Here is a 13,875-nt window from a genome sequence, read left to right as displayed (position 1 = left end):
GCCCCCTGACATGACCAATCCTCACCACCACACGTCTACCACGCGAATCGAACGACACCACTACGACGTCGTCGTGATCGGGGCCGGCGGCGCCGGCCTGCGCGCGGCGATCGAGGCCCGGCTCGCCGGCAAGAAGACCGCGATCATCTCGAAGTCGCTCTTCGGCAAGGCGCACACGGTGATGGCCGAGGGCGGCGCCGCCGCCGCGATGGGCAACGTGAACAGCCGGGACAACTGGCAGGTGCACTTCCGCGACACCATGCGCGGCGGCAAGTTCCTCAACAACTTCCGGATGGCCGAGCTGCACGCGAAGGAGTCGCCGCAGCGGATCTGGGAGCTGGAGACGTACGGCGCGCTCTTCGACCGCACCAAGGACGGGAAGATCTCGCAGCGCAACTTCGGCGGCCACGAGTACCCGCGCCTGGCGCACGTCGGTGACCGGACCGGCCTGGAGCTGATCCGCACCCTCCAGCAGAAGATCGTCTCCCTCCAGCAGGAGGACAAGCGGGAGCACGGCTCGTACGACGCCCGGATCAAGGTCTTCGCCGAGACCACCATCACCGAGTTGCTGCTCGACGGCGACCGGGTCGCCGGGGCGTTCGGCTACTACCGGGAGTCCGGCGAGTTCGTCCTCTTCGAGGCGCCGGCCGTGGTGCTGGCGACCGGCGGCGTCGGCCGTTCCTACAAGGTCACCTCGAACTCCTGGGAGTACACGGGGGACGGGCACGCGCTGGCCCTGCGCGCCGGCGCGACGCTGATCAACATGGAGTTCCTCCAGTTCCACCCGACCGGCATGGTCTGGCCGGTGTCGGTGAAGGGGATCCTGGTCACCGAGTCGGTGCGCGGCGACGGCGGCGTGCTGAAGAACTCCGACGGCAAGCGGTTCATGTTCGACTACGTCCCCGACGTCTTCCGCAAGCAGTACGCGGACAACGAGGCCGAAGCGGATCGCTGGTACAAGGATCCGGACAACAACCGGCGCCCGCCGGAGCTGCTGCCCCGCGACGAGGTGGCCCGGGCGATCAACAGCGAGGTCAAGGCCGGCCGGGGCACCCCCGCCGGCGGCGTCTACCTGGACATCGCCTCCCGGCTGCCGGCCGAGGAGATCCGCCGCCGCCTGCCGTCGATGTACCACCAGTTCAAGGAGCTGGCCGACGTCGACATCACCAAGGAGCCGATGGAGGTCGGCCCGACCTGCCACTACGTGATGGGCGGCGTGGAGGTGGACCCGGACTCGGGCGCCGCGTACGGCACCGTGCGGGGGCTCTTCGCCGCGGGTGAGGTCTCCGGCGGCATGCACGGCTCCAACCGGCTCGGCGGCAACTCGCTGTCCGACCTGCTGGTCTTCGGCAAGCGCGCGGGCGGCCACGCCGCCACGTACGCCGACAGCCTGCCGGCCCGCCCGAAGGTCCACGTCGCGGCGGTGGAGGCCGCGGTGGAGACCGCGCTGGCACCGTTGCAGCGGGACACCGGCGAGAGCCCGTACACCCTCCAGCAGGACCTCCAGGCGGTGATGGGTGACCTCGTCGGGATCATCCGGCGCGAGGGCGAGCTGGCCGACGCGCTGAGCCGGCTGGCGGAGCTGCGCGAGCGGGTGGCCAAGGTCAGCGCGAGCGGCGGCCGCCGCTACAACCCTGGCTGGCACCTGGCGCTGGACCTGCGCAACATGCTGGTGGTCTCGGAGTGCACCGCGAAGGCGGCGCTGGAGCGGCAGGAGTCGCGCGGCGGCCACACCCGGGAGGACTACCCGGCGATGGACCCGATGTGGCGCCGGGTCAACCTGGTCTGCTCGCTGGACGGCGACACCGTGCGCCTGGAGCGCAAGCCGCTGCCGAAGATGCGCGCGGAGCTGATCGGCCTCTTCGACCGCGCGGAGCTGGCCAAGTACCTCACGGACGAGGAGCTCGCCGAGTTCGACGCCCTCGTCGCCGACGCCGAGGCCGAGGAGGCGGGCAAGTAATGGCGGAGCAGAAGTCCCCCGGGGCCGGCAAGCCCGGCGCCAAGCGCCAGTTCCGCATCTGGCGCGGCGACGAGAACGGCGGCGACCTGCAGGACTACATGGTCGAGGTGAACGAGGGCGAGGTGGTCCTCGACGTCATCCACCGGCTCCAGGCAACCGACGCCCCGGATCTGGCCTGCCGGTGGAACTGCAAGGCCGGCAAGTGCGGCTCCTGCTCGATGGAGATCAACGGCAAGCCGCGGCTGAGCTGCATGACCCGGATGTCCACCTTCACGGAGGACGAGACGGTCACGGTCACCCCCCTGCGCACCTTCCCGGTCATCCGGGACCTGGTCACCGACGTCTCGTTCAACTACGAGAAGGCGCGGGAGACCCCGGCGTTCGCGCCGCCGGCCGACCTGGCCCCTGGCGAGTACCGGATGCAGCAGGTCGACGTGGAGCGCTCGCAGGAGTTCCGCAAGTGCATCGAGTGCTTCCTCTGTCAGAACGTCTGCCACGTGATCCGGGACCACGAGGAGAACAAGCAGGCGTTCTCCGGGCCGCGGTTCTTCATCCGGGCCGCGGAGCTGGACATGCACCCGCTCGACGCGAGGACCGACCGCAAGGAGTACGCGCAGGCCGAACAGGGCCTCGGATTCTGCAACATCACCAAGTGCTGCACCGAGGTCTGCCCGGAGCACATCAAGATCACGGACAACGGGATCATCCCCATGAAGGAGCGGGTCGTCGACCGCAGGTACGATCCCCTCGTGTGGCTTGGTAGCAAGATCTTCCGGAGGGGTCAGGTGCCTCAGACCATCGTGACCAGCGGGCACGCCAGCGGTGCGGTGCACGGCAGCGCGGCCCACGGGGGCGTGCACTCGCACGCGGGCGGCTCGCACGACCCGCAGTCCGAGGTGCAGGCGCAGCGCGGCGTCAACTGGCACCGCGAGGTGCCGAAGCCGACGGCGCCGGCCGTGGACACCCACGGCAGGCTTCCGCTGACGGAGCTCACCTTCGACCGGGCGGCGGCGCCGTCGCCGTTCGGCGAGGACGTGACCTTCCCGCTGCCGCCGGAGCACCTGAACTTCGCCCACCCGGAGCAGGACAAGCACTGAGGGCGTCGACGATGACGGGGGCCGCGGCTGTTGCCGCCGGCCCCCGTCCCGTTTCCGCCCGGGTGTCCGCTTCGGCTCAGCCGGGCGCGAGGATCGGGCGGAGGGCGGCGACGATGGGGGCGTCGGCCGGCAGCCAGGTGACGCTGTCCAACTCGTCGGCGGAGAGCCAGCGCAGTGCCGAGTGCTCCAGCGCCTGCGGCTGGTCGCCGTGCAGGAGGCGGGCCGCGTACACCTTGAGCACGGAGCGGCCGTGCGCCATCCGGACGTTGCGGCCGACCCGGTCGCCGATCTCCACGCGTACGGCGAGTTCCTCGGCGCACTCGCGGACGAGCGCGGCGGTCTCGCTCTCGCCCGGCTCCACCTTGCCGCCGGGGAACTCCCACATGCCCGCCACCTCGGGCGGGGCGGCCCGGGCGCAGGCGAGCACCCTGCCGTTCCTGATGATCGCCGCCCCGACGACGACCCTCAGATCCCGTCGTTCGGCCTGCCCGCCGCCGTTAGCCCGTTCGGTCCGCACGGGCGTCCAGCGTGCCAGATCAATCGGCGGTTTGGGTAGCGTGGCCGACCGTCAGGGCAGGAGAACACGGAAGTGTGGGCGTGGACACACCCACCGTGCGACGACAGACTAGAGGGCACCGACAAGACACGGGACGGCGACGATTTGGCCACAAGCCGGCAACGGCGCCTGGGAGGTGCGGTGATGCGCGTGCTGTTCAACGGCCGGGCGAAGCACGACTACCTCAGCGACGCCCTCACCCTGCTCACCGGTTGGACCCGGGAGGGTGAGCAGATCCGACGGACCCTCGTGATCGACGACACGCAGCACGCGGCCCTCACCGAGCGGGTGAAGGTGGTCGCCGACGCGCTGCACCTGCGGCCCGAGATCAGCCGCCGCGCCGACCACACGCACATCAAGGTCGGGCACGGCAACGCCCCGCTGACCGAGCGCGAGGTGCTGCTGGCCGCGCGCATCGAGGACGCGTACCGCGCGGTCACCCACCCTGACCTACGCGCCGGCTAATCGGCGTCCTGGGGGTACCAGCGCAGCTCGACGGAGTTGCCGTCCGGGTCCCGCACGTAGAGGGAGGTGGCGCTGCCGCGCGCGCCGAACCGGCCCACCGGCCCCTCCAGAACCGTGAACACGCCCGCGTCGACGACGCGCTGCCAGTCCAGCGGCTCCACCACCAGGCAGAAGTGGTCCACGTTGGATTCGCCCCGGTCCCGACGGACGAGGTCGATGATGGTCTCCGGGCTGACGCGTACCGACGGGAACGGGACCTTGCCGGCCCGCCACTCGTCGACCCGCACCGGGGCCAGGCCCAGCACGTCGCAGTAGAAGCCCAGCGCCCGCTCGACGTCGGAGACGTTGAGCACCAGGTGGTCGAAGCCCGTGACCCGCACCGCGCTCACTTCGCCTCCAGGTCGTGGGCCTGGCGCAGCCAGTCGGTGAACAGGGCCGGGTCGACGTCGGCGAGGGTCCGCAGCTTCACCGCGGCCATCTGCCGGGCACCAGGGACGAGCCGCCCCGACGGGTCGGTGATCTCCCGCCCGCGCCACAGCCCGAAGGTGACGTACGCGGCGTACGCCTTCACCAGGCAGACGGGTCGCCGGCCCGGCCGGTCGCCGAGGCCCCAGACCGGGTGGCCGTGCCACACCGCCCCGGTCGCGCCCGGCAGCGCCGCCTCGATGACGGGGAGGAGCTTCTCGCCGATCTCCCGCAGCGGGGCGTCGAGGCCCGCCAGGTAGTCGGTCACTGTCGTCTTTTCCATGCCCCCACGATGCGCCGACCGGCCCGGCCGACCAAGACGCGATCACACTACGATCGTTGAGCCGGATTCAACGACGGGACACCGACGTGCTGGAACGCCACGAGTTGGAGACCTTCCTGACGCTCGCCGAGGAGTTGCACTTCGGCCGGACGGCCGAACGCCTGCGGGTGACGACCGGGCGGATCAGCCACGTGGTCAAGAAGCTGGAACGTCGCATCGGCGCCCCGCTGTTCGCCCGCACCAGCCGGGTCGTGCAGCTCACCCCCATCGGCCGGCAGCTCGCCGACGACCTGGCGCCGCTGGTCGTCGGCATGGACGAGGCGGTACGCCGGGCCGTCGAGGCGGGGCGGGGCGTCACCGGGCGGCTACGGGTCGCCTTCCTCGGCGAGTGGACCGCCCCGGTGCTGCTCAAGGCCGTCGCCCTGTTCGCGCAGCGCCACCCGGACTGCCAGGTCGAGGTGCACGAGGTCCAACTCTTCAACTCGCGGCCGAGCCTGGTCGACGGCTCGATCGACATCCTGATGGCCGCGTACCCATTCGACGGGATGGCCTGCGGGCCGGCGCTGCTGGAGGAGGAGCGGGTGCTCGCGGTGCCGGCGGGGCACCCGCTGACCCGGCAGGAGTCCGTCTCCCTGGAGGTGCTCGGCGACCACCCGGTGGTGCAGTACCCGGCGGTGACCTCGGCGGAGTTCAAGCGCGACCGCACGCCCGAGCACACCCCGTCGGGGCGGCCGGTGCCGAAGGGGCCGGCCGGCAACACCTTCTCGGAGATGCTGACGTTGGTCGCGATGGGGCGGGGCGTGCTGCCCGTGGGCGAGCACACCCGGCGCTACTACCCCCGCCCCGACGTGGCGTACGTGCCGATCCGCGACGCGCCCCCGATCCGGCGCGGCCTGGTCTGGCGGGAGAGCAACACCACGGCCCGGGTCCGCGAGTTCGTCCGGGCCGCGACCGACGCGAACGTACGCTGACCCGCGCCACGTTCGGCGCGGGTCGTCGCGGGCCGCCGGGCTCGCAGTCGAGCGGATTCACGGCGGCTGGGGCGGAGAGCCGGTGGGCCGGGCGACGGCGAGTTCCTCGTCCTGGCACGCCGAGAGTGATCTTGGGCTGGCACGCCCGGCCTACCGTGAGGTCATGGCCAACGCGACGTACGACCGCAAGGAGCAGTTCCAGCAGATCCAGAGCGGCCTGCTCCACGGGGAACAGATCATCGCCGTCTACGACGCCGTCGGCACGGGCACGGGATTCATCGGCCTGACCGACCGGCGCGTGATCATCCAGGACCGCTCCTTCGTCGGCAAGCGGTACGCCATCACCAGCATCCCGTACTCGAAGATCACGAGCGTCAGCGTGGTCAGCAACAAGTCCTGGGGCGGCTCGTTCTTCTCCACCGGCGCGATCGCGATCCACGTCGGCACGCACACCTACGAGGTGGAGTTCCGCGGCGCCCAGAAGAGCCACCACGTGCACAACGTGATCCTCCACCACATCAGCTGAGTTGGTCGGCGCACTCCAGCAGGGCGCGACACTCCGCCTCGGCAGCCCGGCAGAACAGCGTGGCGGCCAGGTCACGGTCGCCCTGCCTGTGCTGGCGGCCGATCAGGTCGAGCGGACCGCCCCGCCAGCGGCTGACCGCAGGCGACAACGGGGCCTGTCCCGCTACTCCGGCGAGTGGAACACCATGGCTGCCAACGCACCTCTTTGACACCCATGGTGTTCCACTCGTCCCGCCTTGACGACGGATGGCAGCCAGCGGCGCCACCGGGGCGTCGAGGTTTCGCCCGTCGCACCTCCTCGTCGCCCCAAGGGGACGGCGGCACCCCAGCGGTCCGCGCCGTTCCCGACCAGGGACCGGCCGTCCGGCCCGGCGGTGGCAAGCGCGCACATGTTCTGCGACGAGAGCAGGTTGCGGATGCGCTCGGCCAGGCGTTCGCGCGGCAGCCGCCCGGTGGGGGTCGGCCCGGACAGCCGTCGACACCGCAGGCCTCACTGCTGGTCGAGCAGGAACGGCACGTCCGGGCAGGTCAGGCACACGAAGATGCGCAGCGCGCCATAGCGACCGACGACCACGCCGGTCGGCTCGTACGGGTCGTCGTCGTCCGGGGCGCCGTCCGCGCGGGTCGGGCGCCACCGGTCGGCCCCGCCCTCGGCGGAGTCGATGACGAGGGCCAGCGTGGTGGGACCGGCGCAGCGGGGGCACGGCGTCGGGAGCAGGTCCGTGAGGCTCCACCGGGCGTACCCGCCGACCTTCCACCCGGGCGCCATGAAGGTGTCGAGGTACTCCTCGTCCGCCTCGGCGAGCTCCCGCAGTTCGGCCGGCAGCTCCTCGATGTACGGATACTCGACGATCTGCTCCGGGTGCAGCCGGCACGGCTGGGGCACGTACCCTTCCGTCCCGGTCTCACCGCGCGGCGGCTCCGTCAGCGTGGCGGTGACGTCCGCCTCCCGCCGCCACCGCAGCTCCACGATCGGCCCCCACGGCGGCGTGTCGTGCTCGAACGGGCACCACAGCACCTGCAACAGGTCCGCCCCGCCGGGCCGGGGCAGGTCGGGGACGTCCGCCGCGCGCAGTTGCGCCAGCGCCACCATCGGGTTCGGCCGGGGGTGGGGTCGCGGCCCGTACCGGTAGCCCACCGTCGGGCCGCCGTTCACCGAACCCCAACCGCTGAACCCCGGGCCGACCAGCCGGGCGAGCTCCTCGTGCAGCTCGATCTCACCGTCGGCCAGTACGTGCGCCACCGTACGGCGGCTCTCCGCCTCCCGCATCCGGGCCAACAGCTCGGCCGGGATCGGCACCTCCTCCTGCACCATGCACGGCGTGGCGCAGGTGGGCCAGGGCTCGTCCGCCGGCCACAGCAGCGGCCCTCCGACGTGGCTCTCGGTGGCCGTGACCGCCCCGCGACGGGGGTGCAGCCGGGTGGCCGTGCGGCCGAGCTTCTCCAGCCCGGGGTAGCGGGCGAGCACGTCGCGTGCCAACGGCGGAGTGATCATGACGAGATGGTAGGGCGCACCGCGTCCACCGCCGACGCCGGACCACCGGTCACAGTGGACATTCGGTGCAGCCGCCAGCCCGCCACCGTCCAGCACACCCCCCAGAGCAGGAAGAACGGCGACCACAGCAGCAGGTCCCACCGTGCCAGTTCGCGAGCCAGCGCGGCGTGTTCGGCCGACGGCGGGCGGACTCCGGTCAGCAGCAGCGTGTCGCCGACGAAGCCGAACCCCAGCACCCCGATCGACCGGGCAATCATGAAGACCCCCAGAGTCCCGGCGATCGCGAGCAGCAGGCGGCGCGGGAGGGCCGCCCGCCAGGGCCGCAGCGTGGCCAGCGCGACCACGACGCCGACCACGGCGGCGGTGGCCAACGCCCAGTGGCTCGCCACGAACAGCGGGTCACGCGCGAGCAGCCGGTCCCGCAGCTCCGGGGGCAGCGGATCCTTGTCGGCGAGCGCGTTGGCCCCCAGCGCCTGCGCGAGTTTCATCGAGCCGTAGGCCGCGGCGCAGGCCGCCGCCCCGTACGCGCCCCAGCGCGCGCGATCAGGCCGCGACACGCTTCGTCGCCGTCGCGTAGGACCGGATCGTCTCCAGGAGCAGCCCGATCACGACGAGCCCGAGGATCGCGTGGTACCACTGCCAGCCCACACCGATGCCGACGAAGCCGTCCACGACCATGATCATGGCGCCGGCCCCGACGGCCAGCAGCATGCCGGCCAGCGCCAGCAGCATCACCGTCCTCGGCACCCGGCGCCCCAGCGTCGTCACCGTGGCGACGGCGAGGCACGCGGCCAACAACCCGGTGACGGTGGCCGACCACTGTGCGGTGGCCACGCCCATGACGTCGCGGGCGTAGCTCTCGTGCTCGGCGGCGGACACGACCGGGCCACCCGGGAACCCGAGCCGGGACTGGGCGGCGAAGACGGCCTTCCCCGCGGCGTACCCGAGGAACAGGACCGCCAGGGCGTACGCCGGCCATCGCCGGGGGCGAACACTATTGACCATGGATACGACGGTATTGGCGGTGGACCCCCGCCCCCTCCCGTCGATGAGGGAACCTTCTCCCTCGCGGGTGGGAGCAGCGAGGGGTGGCTACCGGTCGCGTGGCCGGAGGCCGCGCAGCGCCGTGTCCACCACCCGGTCGGCGTACTCCGGGGTCAGGGGGCCGGTGCGCTGGAGCCACCGGTTGAGCACCGGCCCGAACAACATGTCGACGGCCACGTCGAGTTCGACGTCCTCGGCCAACTGCCCCGCACGCTGGGCGGCGCGCAGGCGCTCCTTCTTCAGCTCCCGCATGGGCTCGTCCAACCGCTTCGCGTAGTCGGCGGCCAGGGCGGGATCGTGGACGATCTCGGTGTGCAGGGCGCGCATGGGCTGGTCGTAGCGCGGGTCGTTCAGTTCCGCGACGGTCGCCCGCAGGACCACCTTGAGGTCGGCCGCCAGGTCGCCGGTGTCGGGCAGCGCGCCACCCCGGCCGTCCGGCCCCTCCGTGGTGAGCGCGAGAAAGGCGTCGAACAGCAGCGCGCCCTTCGAGGGCCACCAGCGGTAGATGGTTTGTTTGCCCACGCCGGCGGCGGCGGCGATGCCCTCGATGCTGAGCTTCGCGTACCCCACCTCGCCGACGAGGTCGAAGGCGGCGGCGAGGATGGCTCGCCGCGCTGTCTGGCTGCGGCGGCTGGCGTCGGGGGCGACCTTCTGCGTGGGCACGGGTCCAATCTAACCAGAGAGACGAGACGGTCCGTCTTGACAGTCGGGCCCGATCGGGTAGAGTCGCCTCCAACAGCGAGACGAGACGGTTCGTCTCGTCTGACGGAAGGACTCCCCATGGAAACCTCAGGCACCGCCGCATCCCGGGTCTGGTTCATCACCGGGGCCAGCCGTGGCCTCGGCCGCGCCTTCACCGAGGCCGCGCTCGCCGCCGGAGACCGCGTCGTCGGTGCCGCCCGCGACGTCTCGCCGCTCGACGACCTCGCCGCCCGACACCCCGACCGGCTGCTGGCACTGCGCCTCGACGTCACCGACCGCGAGGCGGTCGTCGACGTCGTCGCCCGGGCGGTGCGGCACTTCGGCCGGCTCGACATCGTGGTGAACAACGCCGGGGCGCTCTTCGCCGGCATGGTGGAGGAGTTCACCGAAGCCGAGGCCCGCGCGCAGCTGGACCTCAACTTCTTCGGCGCGCTCTGGGTCAGCCAGGCCGTCCTGCCACACCTGCGCACCCAGGGCGCCGGGCACATCGTGCAGATCTCCAGCATCGGCGCGCTCGGCGGCTTTCCCAGCACAGGGCTCTACAGCGCGAGCAAGTTCGCACTGGAGGGCATGAGCGAGGCACTGGCCGCCGAGGCCGCCCCGTTCGGCGTCAAGGTCACCATCGTCCAGCCGGGCGGCTACTGGACGGACCTCTACACCAGCAGCAGGGCGACCACCCCGCACCCCGCCTACGACCCGCTGCGGGCCGAACTGGCGAAGCAGTGGGCCGAGGGGTCCATCGACAGCGAGCCACGGCTGGCGGCCGAGGCCCTGATGACGCTGGTCGCCAGCGACGACCCGCCGCTGCGACTGCTGCTCGGCAGCATGGTCTACGACCTCGCCTTCGACATCTCGAAGCGACGCATGGACACCTGGGCGGGGTGGGAAGAGGTGAGTCGCGCCGCCGAGAAGGCGGTCCCGGCACCGGGGGCCGCGCTGACCTGAGCCGTCGTGGCGAGGAGGTTGCGGCGCCCAGGTCAGGCGGCCCTGACCTGGGCGAGCTGCACGAGAAGCTGGACCACGCCGTACGCCTCGACGACGCCGGCCGCAGCGGCGATCTCGCCGGACGTGCGCCGGCGGCCGTCGGCGAGGAGCGGACCTCGGCGTGTGGGGTTGCGCCCCCGGTGTCCCAGAGCGAGGGCACACCTTCCTGGACTGGGGAAACGCGCCGGATCAGACGTTGAAGCGGAACTCCACGACGTCGCCGTCCTGCATCACGTACTCCTTGCCCTCGATGCGGACCTTGCCCGCCGCCTTGGCCGCCGCCATCGATCCGGCCGCGACCAGGTCGGCGTAGGAGACCACCTCGGCCTTGATGAAGCCGCGCTGGAAGTCGGAGTGGATGACCCCCGCGGCCTCCGGCGCGGTCGCGCCGACCGGGACGGTCCAGGCCCGCGCCTCCTTGGGGCCGGCGGTGAGGTACGTCTGGAGCCCGAGCGTGCGGAAGCCGACCCGGACGAGCTGGTCCAGGCCCGGCTCCTGCTGACCGATCGACTCCAACAGCTCGCGGGCCTCCTCCTCGGGCAGGTCCACCAGCTCGGACTCGATCTTGGCGTCCATGAAGACGGCCTCGGCCGGGGCGACCAGGGCGCGCAGTTCGTCGAGGAACTCGGCGTTGCCCAGCTCGGCCTCGTCGACGTTGAAGACGTACAGGAAGGGCTTCGTGGTGAGCAGGTGCAGCTCGCGCAGGTGCTCCAGCTCGATGCCCGCGTCCTTGGCACCCGCGTAGAGGGTGACGCCGGTGTCGAGCAGCTCGACGGCCTTCTTGGCGGCGGTCACCGCGGCGGCCCGGTCCTTGCGGAGCTTGGCCTCCTTCTCCAGCCGCGGCACCGCCTTCTCCAGGGTCTGGAGGTCGGCGAGGATCAGCTCGGTGTTGATCGTCTCGATGTCGTCGGCCGGGGAGACCTTGCCGTCGACGTGCACCACGTTCGGGTCGGAGAAGGCCCGCACCACCTGGCAGATCGCCGAGGCGTCGCGGATGTTCGCCAGGAACGCGTTGCCCCGGCCCTGCCCCTTGGAGGCGCCGCGCACCAGGCCGGCGATGTCGACGAACGACACGGGGGCGGGCAGCACCTTCTGCGAGCTGAAGATCTCGGCGAGCTTGTGCAGCCGCTCGTCCGGCAGCCCGACAACGCCGACGTTGGGCTCGATGGTGGCGAACGGGTAGTTCGCCGCGAGCACGTCGTTCTTGGTCAGCGCGTTGAACAGGGTGCTCTTGCCGACGTTGGGCAGGCCGACGATGCCGATGGTGAGACTCACGACGAGCCAGCTTACGCCGTTCGCCGCCGCCCGTGGACAGGCAGGTTCCGCACCGGCGGAAAACAGCCGCCGGAGAGCGCCCGACCGTTGTTACGGTGCCACGGTTCCGCGCGAGCGACCCCAAGGAGGCGGGATGAGCCGGCTGCCGGAGCTGTACGTCGCGGTCGACGTGGAGGCGGACGGGCCGATCCCCGGGCCGTACAGCATGATCTCGCTCGGCATGGCCGTCGCCGGCCACCCCGAGCTGACCTTCTACACCGAGCTGAAGCCGATCTCCGACGAGTTCGTGCCGGCCGCGCTCGCCGTCTCCGGCCTGGACCGGGACCGGCTGCTCCGGGAGGCGCCCCCGGCCGAGGAGGCGATGGGCGCCGCCGCGAGATGGGTCAACGGGCTGCGCGAGATCGGCCGTCCGGTGTTCCTCGCCGCCCCGGCCGTCTGGGACGGCATGTTCGTGCACTGGTACTTCACCCGGTTCGTCGGGCACAGCCCGTTCGGCGCCACCGGTTCCGGTGTCGACCTGCGCAGCTACTGGATGGGGCTGACCGGCTGCGAGTGGGTGCGGACCCGCAAGGGCACGATCAAGCACGAGCTGGGCCTGACCGACGTGCCGCACACCCACCACGCCGGGGAGGACGCCGCCGAGCTGGCCCAGGTCTTCGACGCGGCCCTGCGTCGCCGCGGCCGGGAGCGGTAGGAGTCAGCCGAGCAGGCGCGGCCCGATCGGGGTCTCCCGCACGCTGCCGTCCGGCCCGCGGCTGACCTCGTACGCGCAGACGCCCGGACGGTCCGCGACCGCCTCGACCAGCCGCTCGCCCCGGTAGAGCAGGCCGGTGCCGTCGTCGGTGCAGTGCGCGGTCGGCAGCGTGCCGTCGCCGACCAGCCGGTGCATCAGCGGCCGGCGCTGCTCCTCGCTGTCGTAGTGCACGCCGTTGCCGTAGGGCAGCCAGCCCAGCCCGTCCGTGAAGCCGCGCAGGGTGGTGCCGAAGCTGTCGGTGGCGCCGCCGGCGTGCCAGCAGATCGAGCCGGCGGAGACGCCGCCCAGCACGACGCCGGCCTCCCAGCACTCCCGCAGGATCTCGCCGAGGCCGTGCACCCGCCACACCGCGCAGAGGTTGGCGACGCTGCCGCCGCCCACCCAGACGACGTCCTGGGCGAGCAGGTGGGCGCGGATGTCGTCGACGTTCGGCATCGGGAAGAGCGCCAGGTGCGTCATCCGGAACCGGCTGCCGGCGAACGCCTCGTAGACCCGGGCCAGCGTGGTCGGCTGGTCGCCCTCGGCCTGGTTGAGGAAGCAGAGCCTCGGCTCGGGCCCGGCCCCGGCCAGCTCGGCGGCGAGGTCGAAGACGGGGTTGACCCGCCGGGCCCCGCCCTCGTGGCGAGGAGCGTAGATGCCCATGCTGGTGGCGAGGATGGTCGGTTCGCTGGCGGGCACGGTCGTCCTTCCGTCGGTTGTCGGCCGCCGCCCATCCTGCCGCGCCGTCGGTCAGTCGCGGGGGCCGGGCTGGCGCGGGACGACCGGTTCGATCCGCAGGGCGCCCGGGGCCAGTGCCCCGGCGGCGGCGAGCGGCAACGTGAAGCGGGCCTCGGCGGCGGGACCCGCCGCGTACGACTCGCGGAGCATCCAGCGCACCTCGTCGGCCGTCCAGCCCAGCCCGGGACGGCCGGCGATCTCCCGGACCAGGCGCAGCGCCACCCGGGTGTCGTCGTCGTAGAAGCGCATGCACCAGTGGTGCACCCACATGCCCAGCGCGCGGAGCCCGTCGGCGTCCAGCGAACGCACCAGCCGACCGCAGGCGGTGTCGCCGAACGCCCGACCCGGGTCACCGGCCCGGTCCCGCTCGATCGCGCCGACGGCGGACGGGGCGACCGCGCGCATCCGGTCGTAGAAGCCCTGCACCACCGCGTCGTCCAGCGGGGGGTGCCCGTCCCGTGTCGACGCCGCTTCCCGACCCGCCACGCTCGCCATTGCCGCACCCCTTCTTGAGTTGGTGGCCCGGACGGTACCGGCCACAACCGACACTTTCCGCGCCGGACGTCCCGTTCCCACCCGCAC

At 72.1% G+C, this 13,875-nt stretch carries 18 protein-coding genes; 7 read left to right on the top strand and 11 right to left on the bottom strand.

Going from position 1 to position 13,875, the window contains the following annotated elements; genetic code table 11:
* Window positions 1-10: 10 nt before the first annotated feature.
* Both AB0L34_RS02360 and AB0L34_RS02355 read left to right on the top strand, forming a co-directional pair.
* Window positions 11-1,960, top strand: a complete 1,950-nt coding sequence (locus AB0L34_RS02360; protein WP_357455581.1) for a fumarate reductase/succinate dehydrogenase flavoprotein subunit — start codon at window positions 11-13, stop codon at window positions 1,958-1,960.
* Window positions 1,960-3,057 carry a succinate dehydrogenase/fumarate reductase iron-sulfur subunit gene (locus AB0L34_RS02355; RefSeq protein ID WP_357455578.1) on the top strand — a complete coding sequence of 366 codons (1,098 nt, stop codon included), beginning with the start codon at window positions 1,960-1,962 and terminating at the stop codon, window positions 3,055-3,057. Before AB0L34_RS02360 ends, AB0L34_RS02355 begins: the two co-directional genes overlap by 1 nt.
* A gap of 76 nt (window positions 3,058-3,133) precedes the next feature.
* Here the strand turns inward: AB0L34_RS02355 and AB0L34_RS02350 are convergent, their stop codons facing one another.
* On the bottom strand, window positions 3,134-3,574 hold the full coding sequence (locus tag AB0L34_RS02350) for a (deoxy)nucleoside triphosphate pyrophosphohydrolase (RefSeq protein WP_357455575.1): 441 nt from the start codon (window positions 3,572-3,574) through the stop codon (window positions 3,134-3,136).
* Window positions 3,575-3,757: 183 nt separating this feature from the next.
* On the opposite strand from AB0L34_RS02350, the gene AB0L34_RS02345 reads away from it, so the two are divergent.
* Entirely contained in the window at window positions 3,758-4,078 is a 321-nt protein-coding gene (locus tag AB0L34_RS02345) for a 4a-hydroxytetrahydrobiopterin dehydratase (RefSeq protein ID WP_363701196.1), read from the top strand.
* Here AB0L34_RS02345 and AB0L34_RS02340 read toward each other — a convergent pair.
* Window positions 4,075-4,467 carry a VOC family protein gene (locus AB0L34_RS02340; protein WP_363701194.1) on the bottom strand — a complete coding sequence of 131 codons (393 nt, stop codon included), beginning with the start codon at window positions 4,465-4,467 and terminating at the stop codon, window positions 4,075-4,077. The genes AB0L34_RS02345 and AB0L34_RS02340 overlap by 4 nt on opposite strands.
* Window positions 4,464-4,826: a DUF1801 domain-containing protein gene (locus AB0L34_RS02335; RefSeq protein ID WP_363701192.1), complete on the bottom strand. Its 363-nt coding sequence runs from the start codon at window positions 4,824-4,826 to the stop codon at window positions 4,464-4,466. The genes AB0L34_RS02340 and AB0L34_RS02335 overlap by 4 nt, the downstream gene beginning before the upstream one ends.
* A gap of 86 nt (window positions 4,827-4,912) precedes the next feature.
* Here AB0L34_RS02335 and AB0L34_RS02330 point away from each other — a divergent pair, with 86 nt between their 5' ends.
* Both AB0L34_RS02330 and AB0L34_RS02325 read left to right on the top strand, forming a co-directional pair.
* Entirely contained in the window at window positions 4,913-5,797 is an 885-nt protein-coding gene (locus AB0L34_RS02330; RefSeq protein WP_363701219.1) for a LysR family transcriptional regulator, read from the top strand.
* A gap of 163 nt (window positions 5,798-5,960) precedes the next feature.
* A complete protein-coding gene (locus tag AB0L34_RS02325) occupies window positions 5,961-6,323 on the top strand; it encodes a PH domain-containing protein (protein WP_350679409.1) in 363 nt (120 codons plus the stop codon).
* Here the strand turns inward: AB0L34_RS02325 and AB0L34_RS02320 are convergent.
* The 5 genes from AB0L34_RS02320 to AB0L34_RS02300 form a co-directional block, all read right to left on the bottom strand.
* Window positions 6,316-6,471, bottom strand: a complete 156-nt coding sequence (locus AB0L34_RS02320) for a hypothetical protein (protein WP_363701190.1) — start codon at window positions 6,469-6,471, stop codon at window positions 6,316-6,318. The genes AB0L34_RS02325 and AB0L34_RS02320 overlap by 8 nt on opposite strands.
* A 341-nt stretch (window positions 6,472-6,812) precedes the next feature.
* On the bottom strand, window positions 6,813-7,817 hold the full coding sequence (locus AB0L34_RS02315) for a hypothetical protein (RefSeq protein ID WP_363701188.1): 1,005 nt from the start codon (window positions 7,815-7,817) through the stop codon (window positions 6,813-6,815).
* A complete protein-coding gene (locus AB0L34_RS02310; RefSeq protein ID WP_363701186.1) occupies window positions 7,814-8,374 on the bottom strand; it encodes a DUF3995 domain-containing protein in 561 nt (186 codons plus the stop codon). The genes AB0L34_RS02315 and AB0L34_RS02310 overlap by 4 nt, the downstream gene beginning before the upstream one ends.
* Complete coding sequence (locus tag AB0L34_RS02305; RefSeq protein ID WP_363701184.1) at window positions 8,361-8,822, bottom strand: hypothetical protein; 462 nt, start codon at window positions 8,820-8,822, stop codon at window positions 8,361-8,363. Before AB0L34_RS02305 ends, AB0L34_RS02310 begins: the two co-directional genes overlap by 14 nt.
* A gap of 87 nt (window positions 8,823-8,909) precedes the next feature.
* Window positions 8,910-9,524: a TetR/AcrR family transcriptional regulator gene (locus AB0L34_RS02300; protein WP_363701182.1), complete on the bottom strand. Its 615-nt coding sequence runs from the start codon at window positions 9,522-9,524 to the stop codon at window positions 8,910-8,912.
* A 117-nt stretch (window positions 9,525-9,641) separates the two neighbouring features.
* On the opposite strand from AB0L34_RS02300, the gene AB0L34_RS02295 reads away from it, so the two are divergent.
* The gene (locus AB0L34_RS02295; protein ID WP_363701180.1) at window positions 9,642-10,508 is read left to right on the top strand and encodes an SDR family oxidoreductase; all 867 of its coding nucleotides are present in this window, start codon (window positions 9,642-9,644) and stop codon (window positions 10,506-10,508) included.
* A 228-nt stretch (window positions 10,509-10,736) separates the two neighbouring features.
* On the opposite strand, the gene ychF is transcribed toward AB0L34_RS02295, so the two are convergent.
* Window positions 10,737-11,822, bottom strand: coding sequence for a redox-regulated ATPase YchF (gene ychF, locus AB0L34_RS02290; RefSeq protein WP_350703927.1), 1,086 nt, complete (start codon window positions 11,820-11,822; stop codon window positions 10,737-10,739).
* A gap of 133 nt (window positions 11,823-11,955) precedes the next feature.
* Here ychF and AB0L34_RS02285 point away from each other — a divergent pair, with 133 nt between their 5' ends.
* Window positions 11,956-12,516, top strand: coding sequence for an exonuclease (locus tag AB0L34_RS02285; RefSeq protein ID WP_363701178.1), 561 nt, complete (start codon window positions 11,956-11,958; stop codon window positions 12,514-12,516).
* Between the two features lie 3 nt (window positions 12,517-12,519).
* On the opposite strand, the gene AB0L34_RS02280 is transcribed toward AB0L34_RS02285, so the two are convergent.
* Both AB0L34_RS02280 and AB0L34_RS02275 read right to left on the bottom strand, forming a co-directional pair.
* Window positions 12,520-13,254: a peptidase E gene (locus AB0L34_RS02280; RefSeq protein ID WP_363701176.1), complete on the bottom strand. Its 735-nt coding sequence runs from the start codon at window positions 13,252-13,254 to the stop codon at window positions 12,520-12,522.
* Window positions 13,255-13,305: 51 nt separating this feature from the next.
* Complete coding sequence (locus AB0L34_RS02275; RefSeq protein WP_350703931.1) at window positions 13,306-13,788, bottom strand: hypothetical protein; 483 nt, start codon at window positions 13,786-13,788, stop codon at window positions 13,306-13,308.
* Between the last annotated feature and the right edge of the window lie 87 nt (window positions 13,789-13,875).

It is taken from the genome of Micromonospora sp. NPDC052213, assembly GCF_040679695.1.
GTDB lineage: Bacteria > Actinomycetota > Actinomycetes > Mycobacteriales > Micromonosporaceae > Micromonospora.
This window is presented reverse-complemented; position numbering and strand designations above follow the sequence as displayed.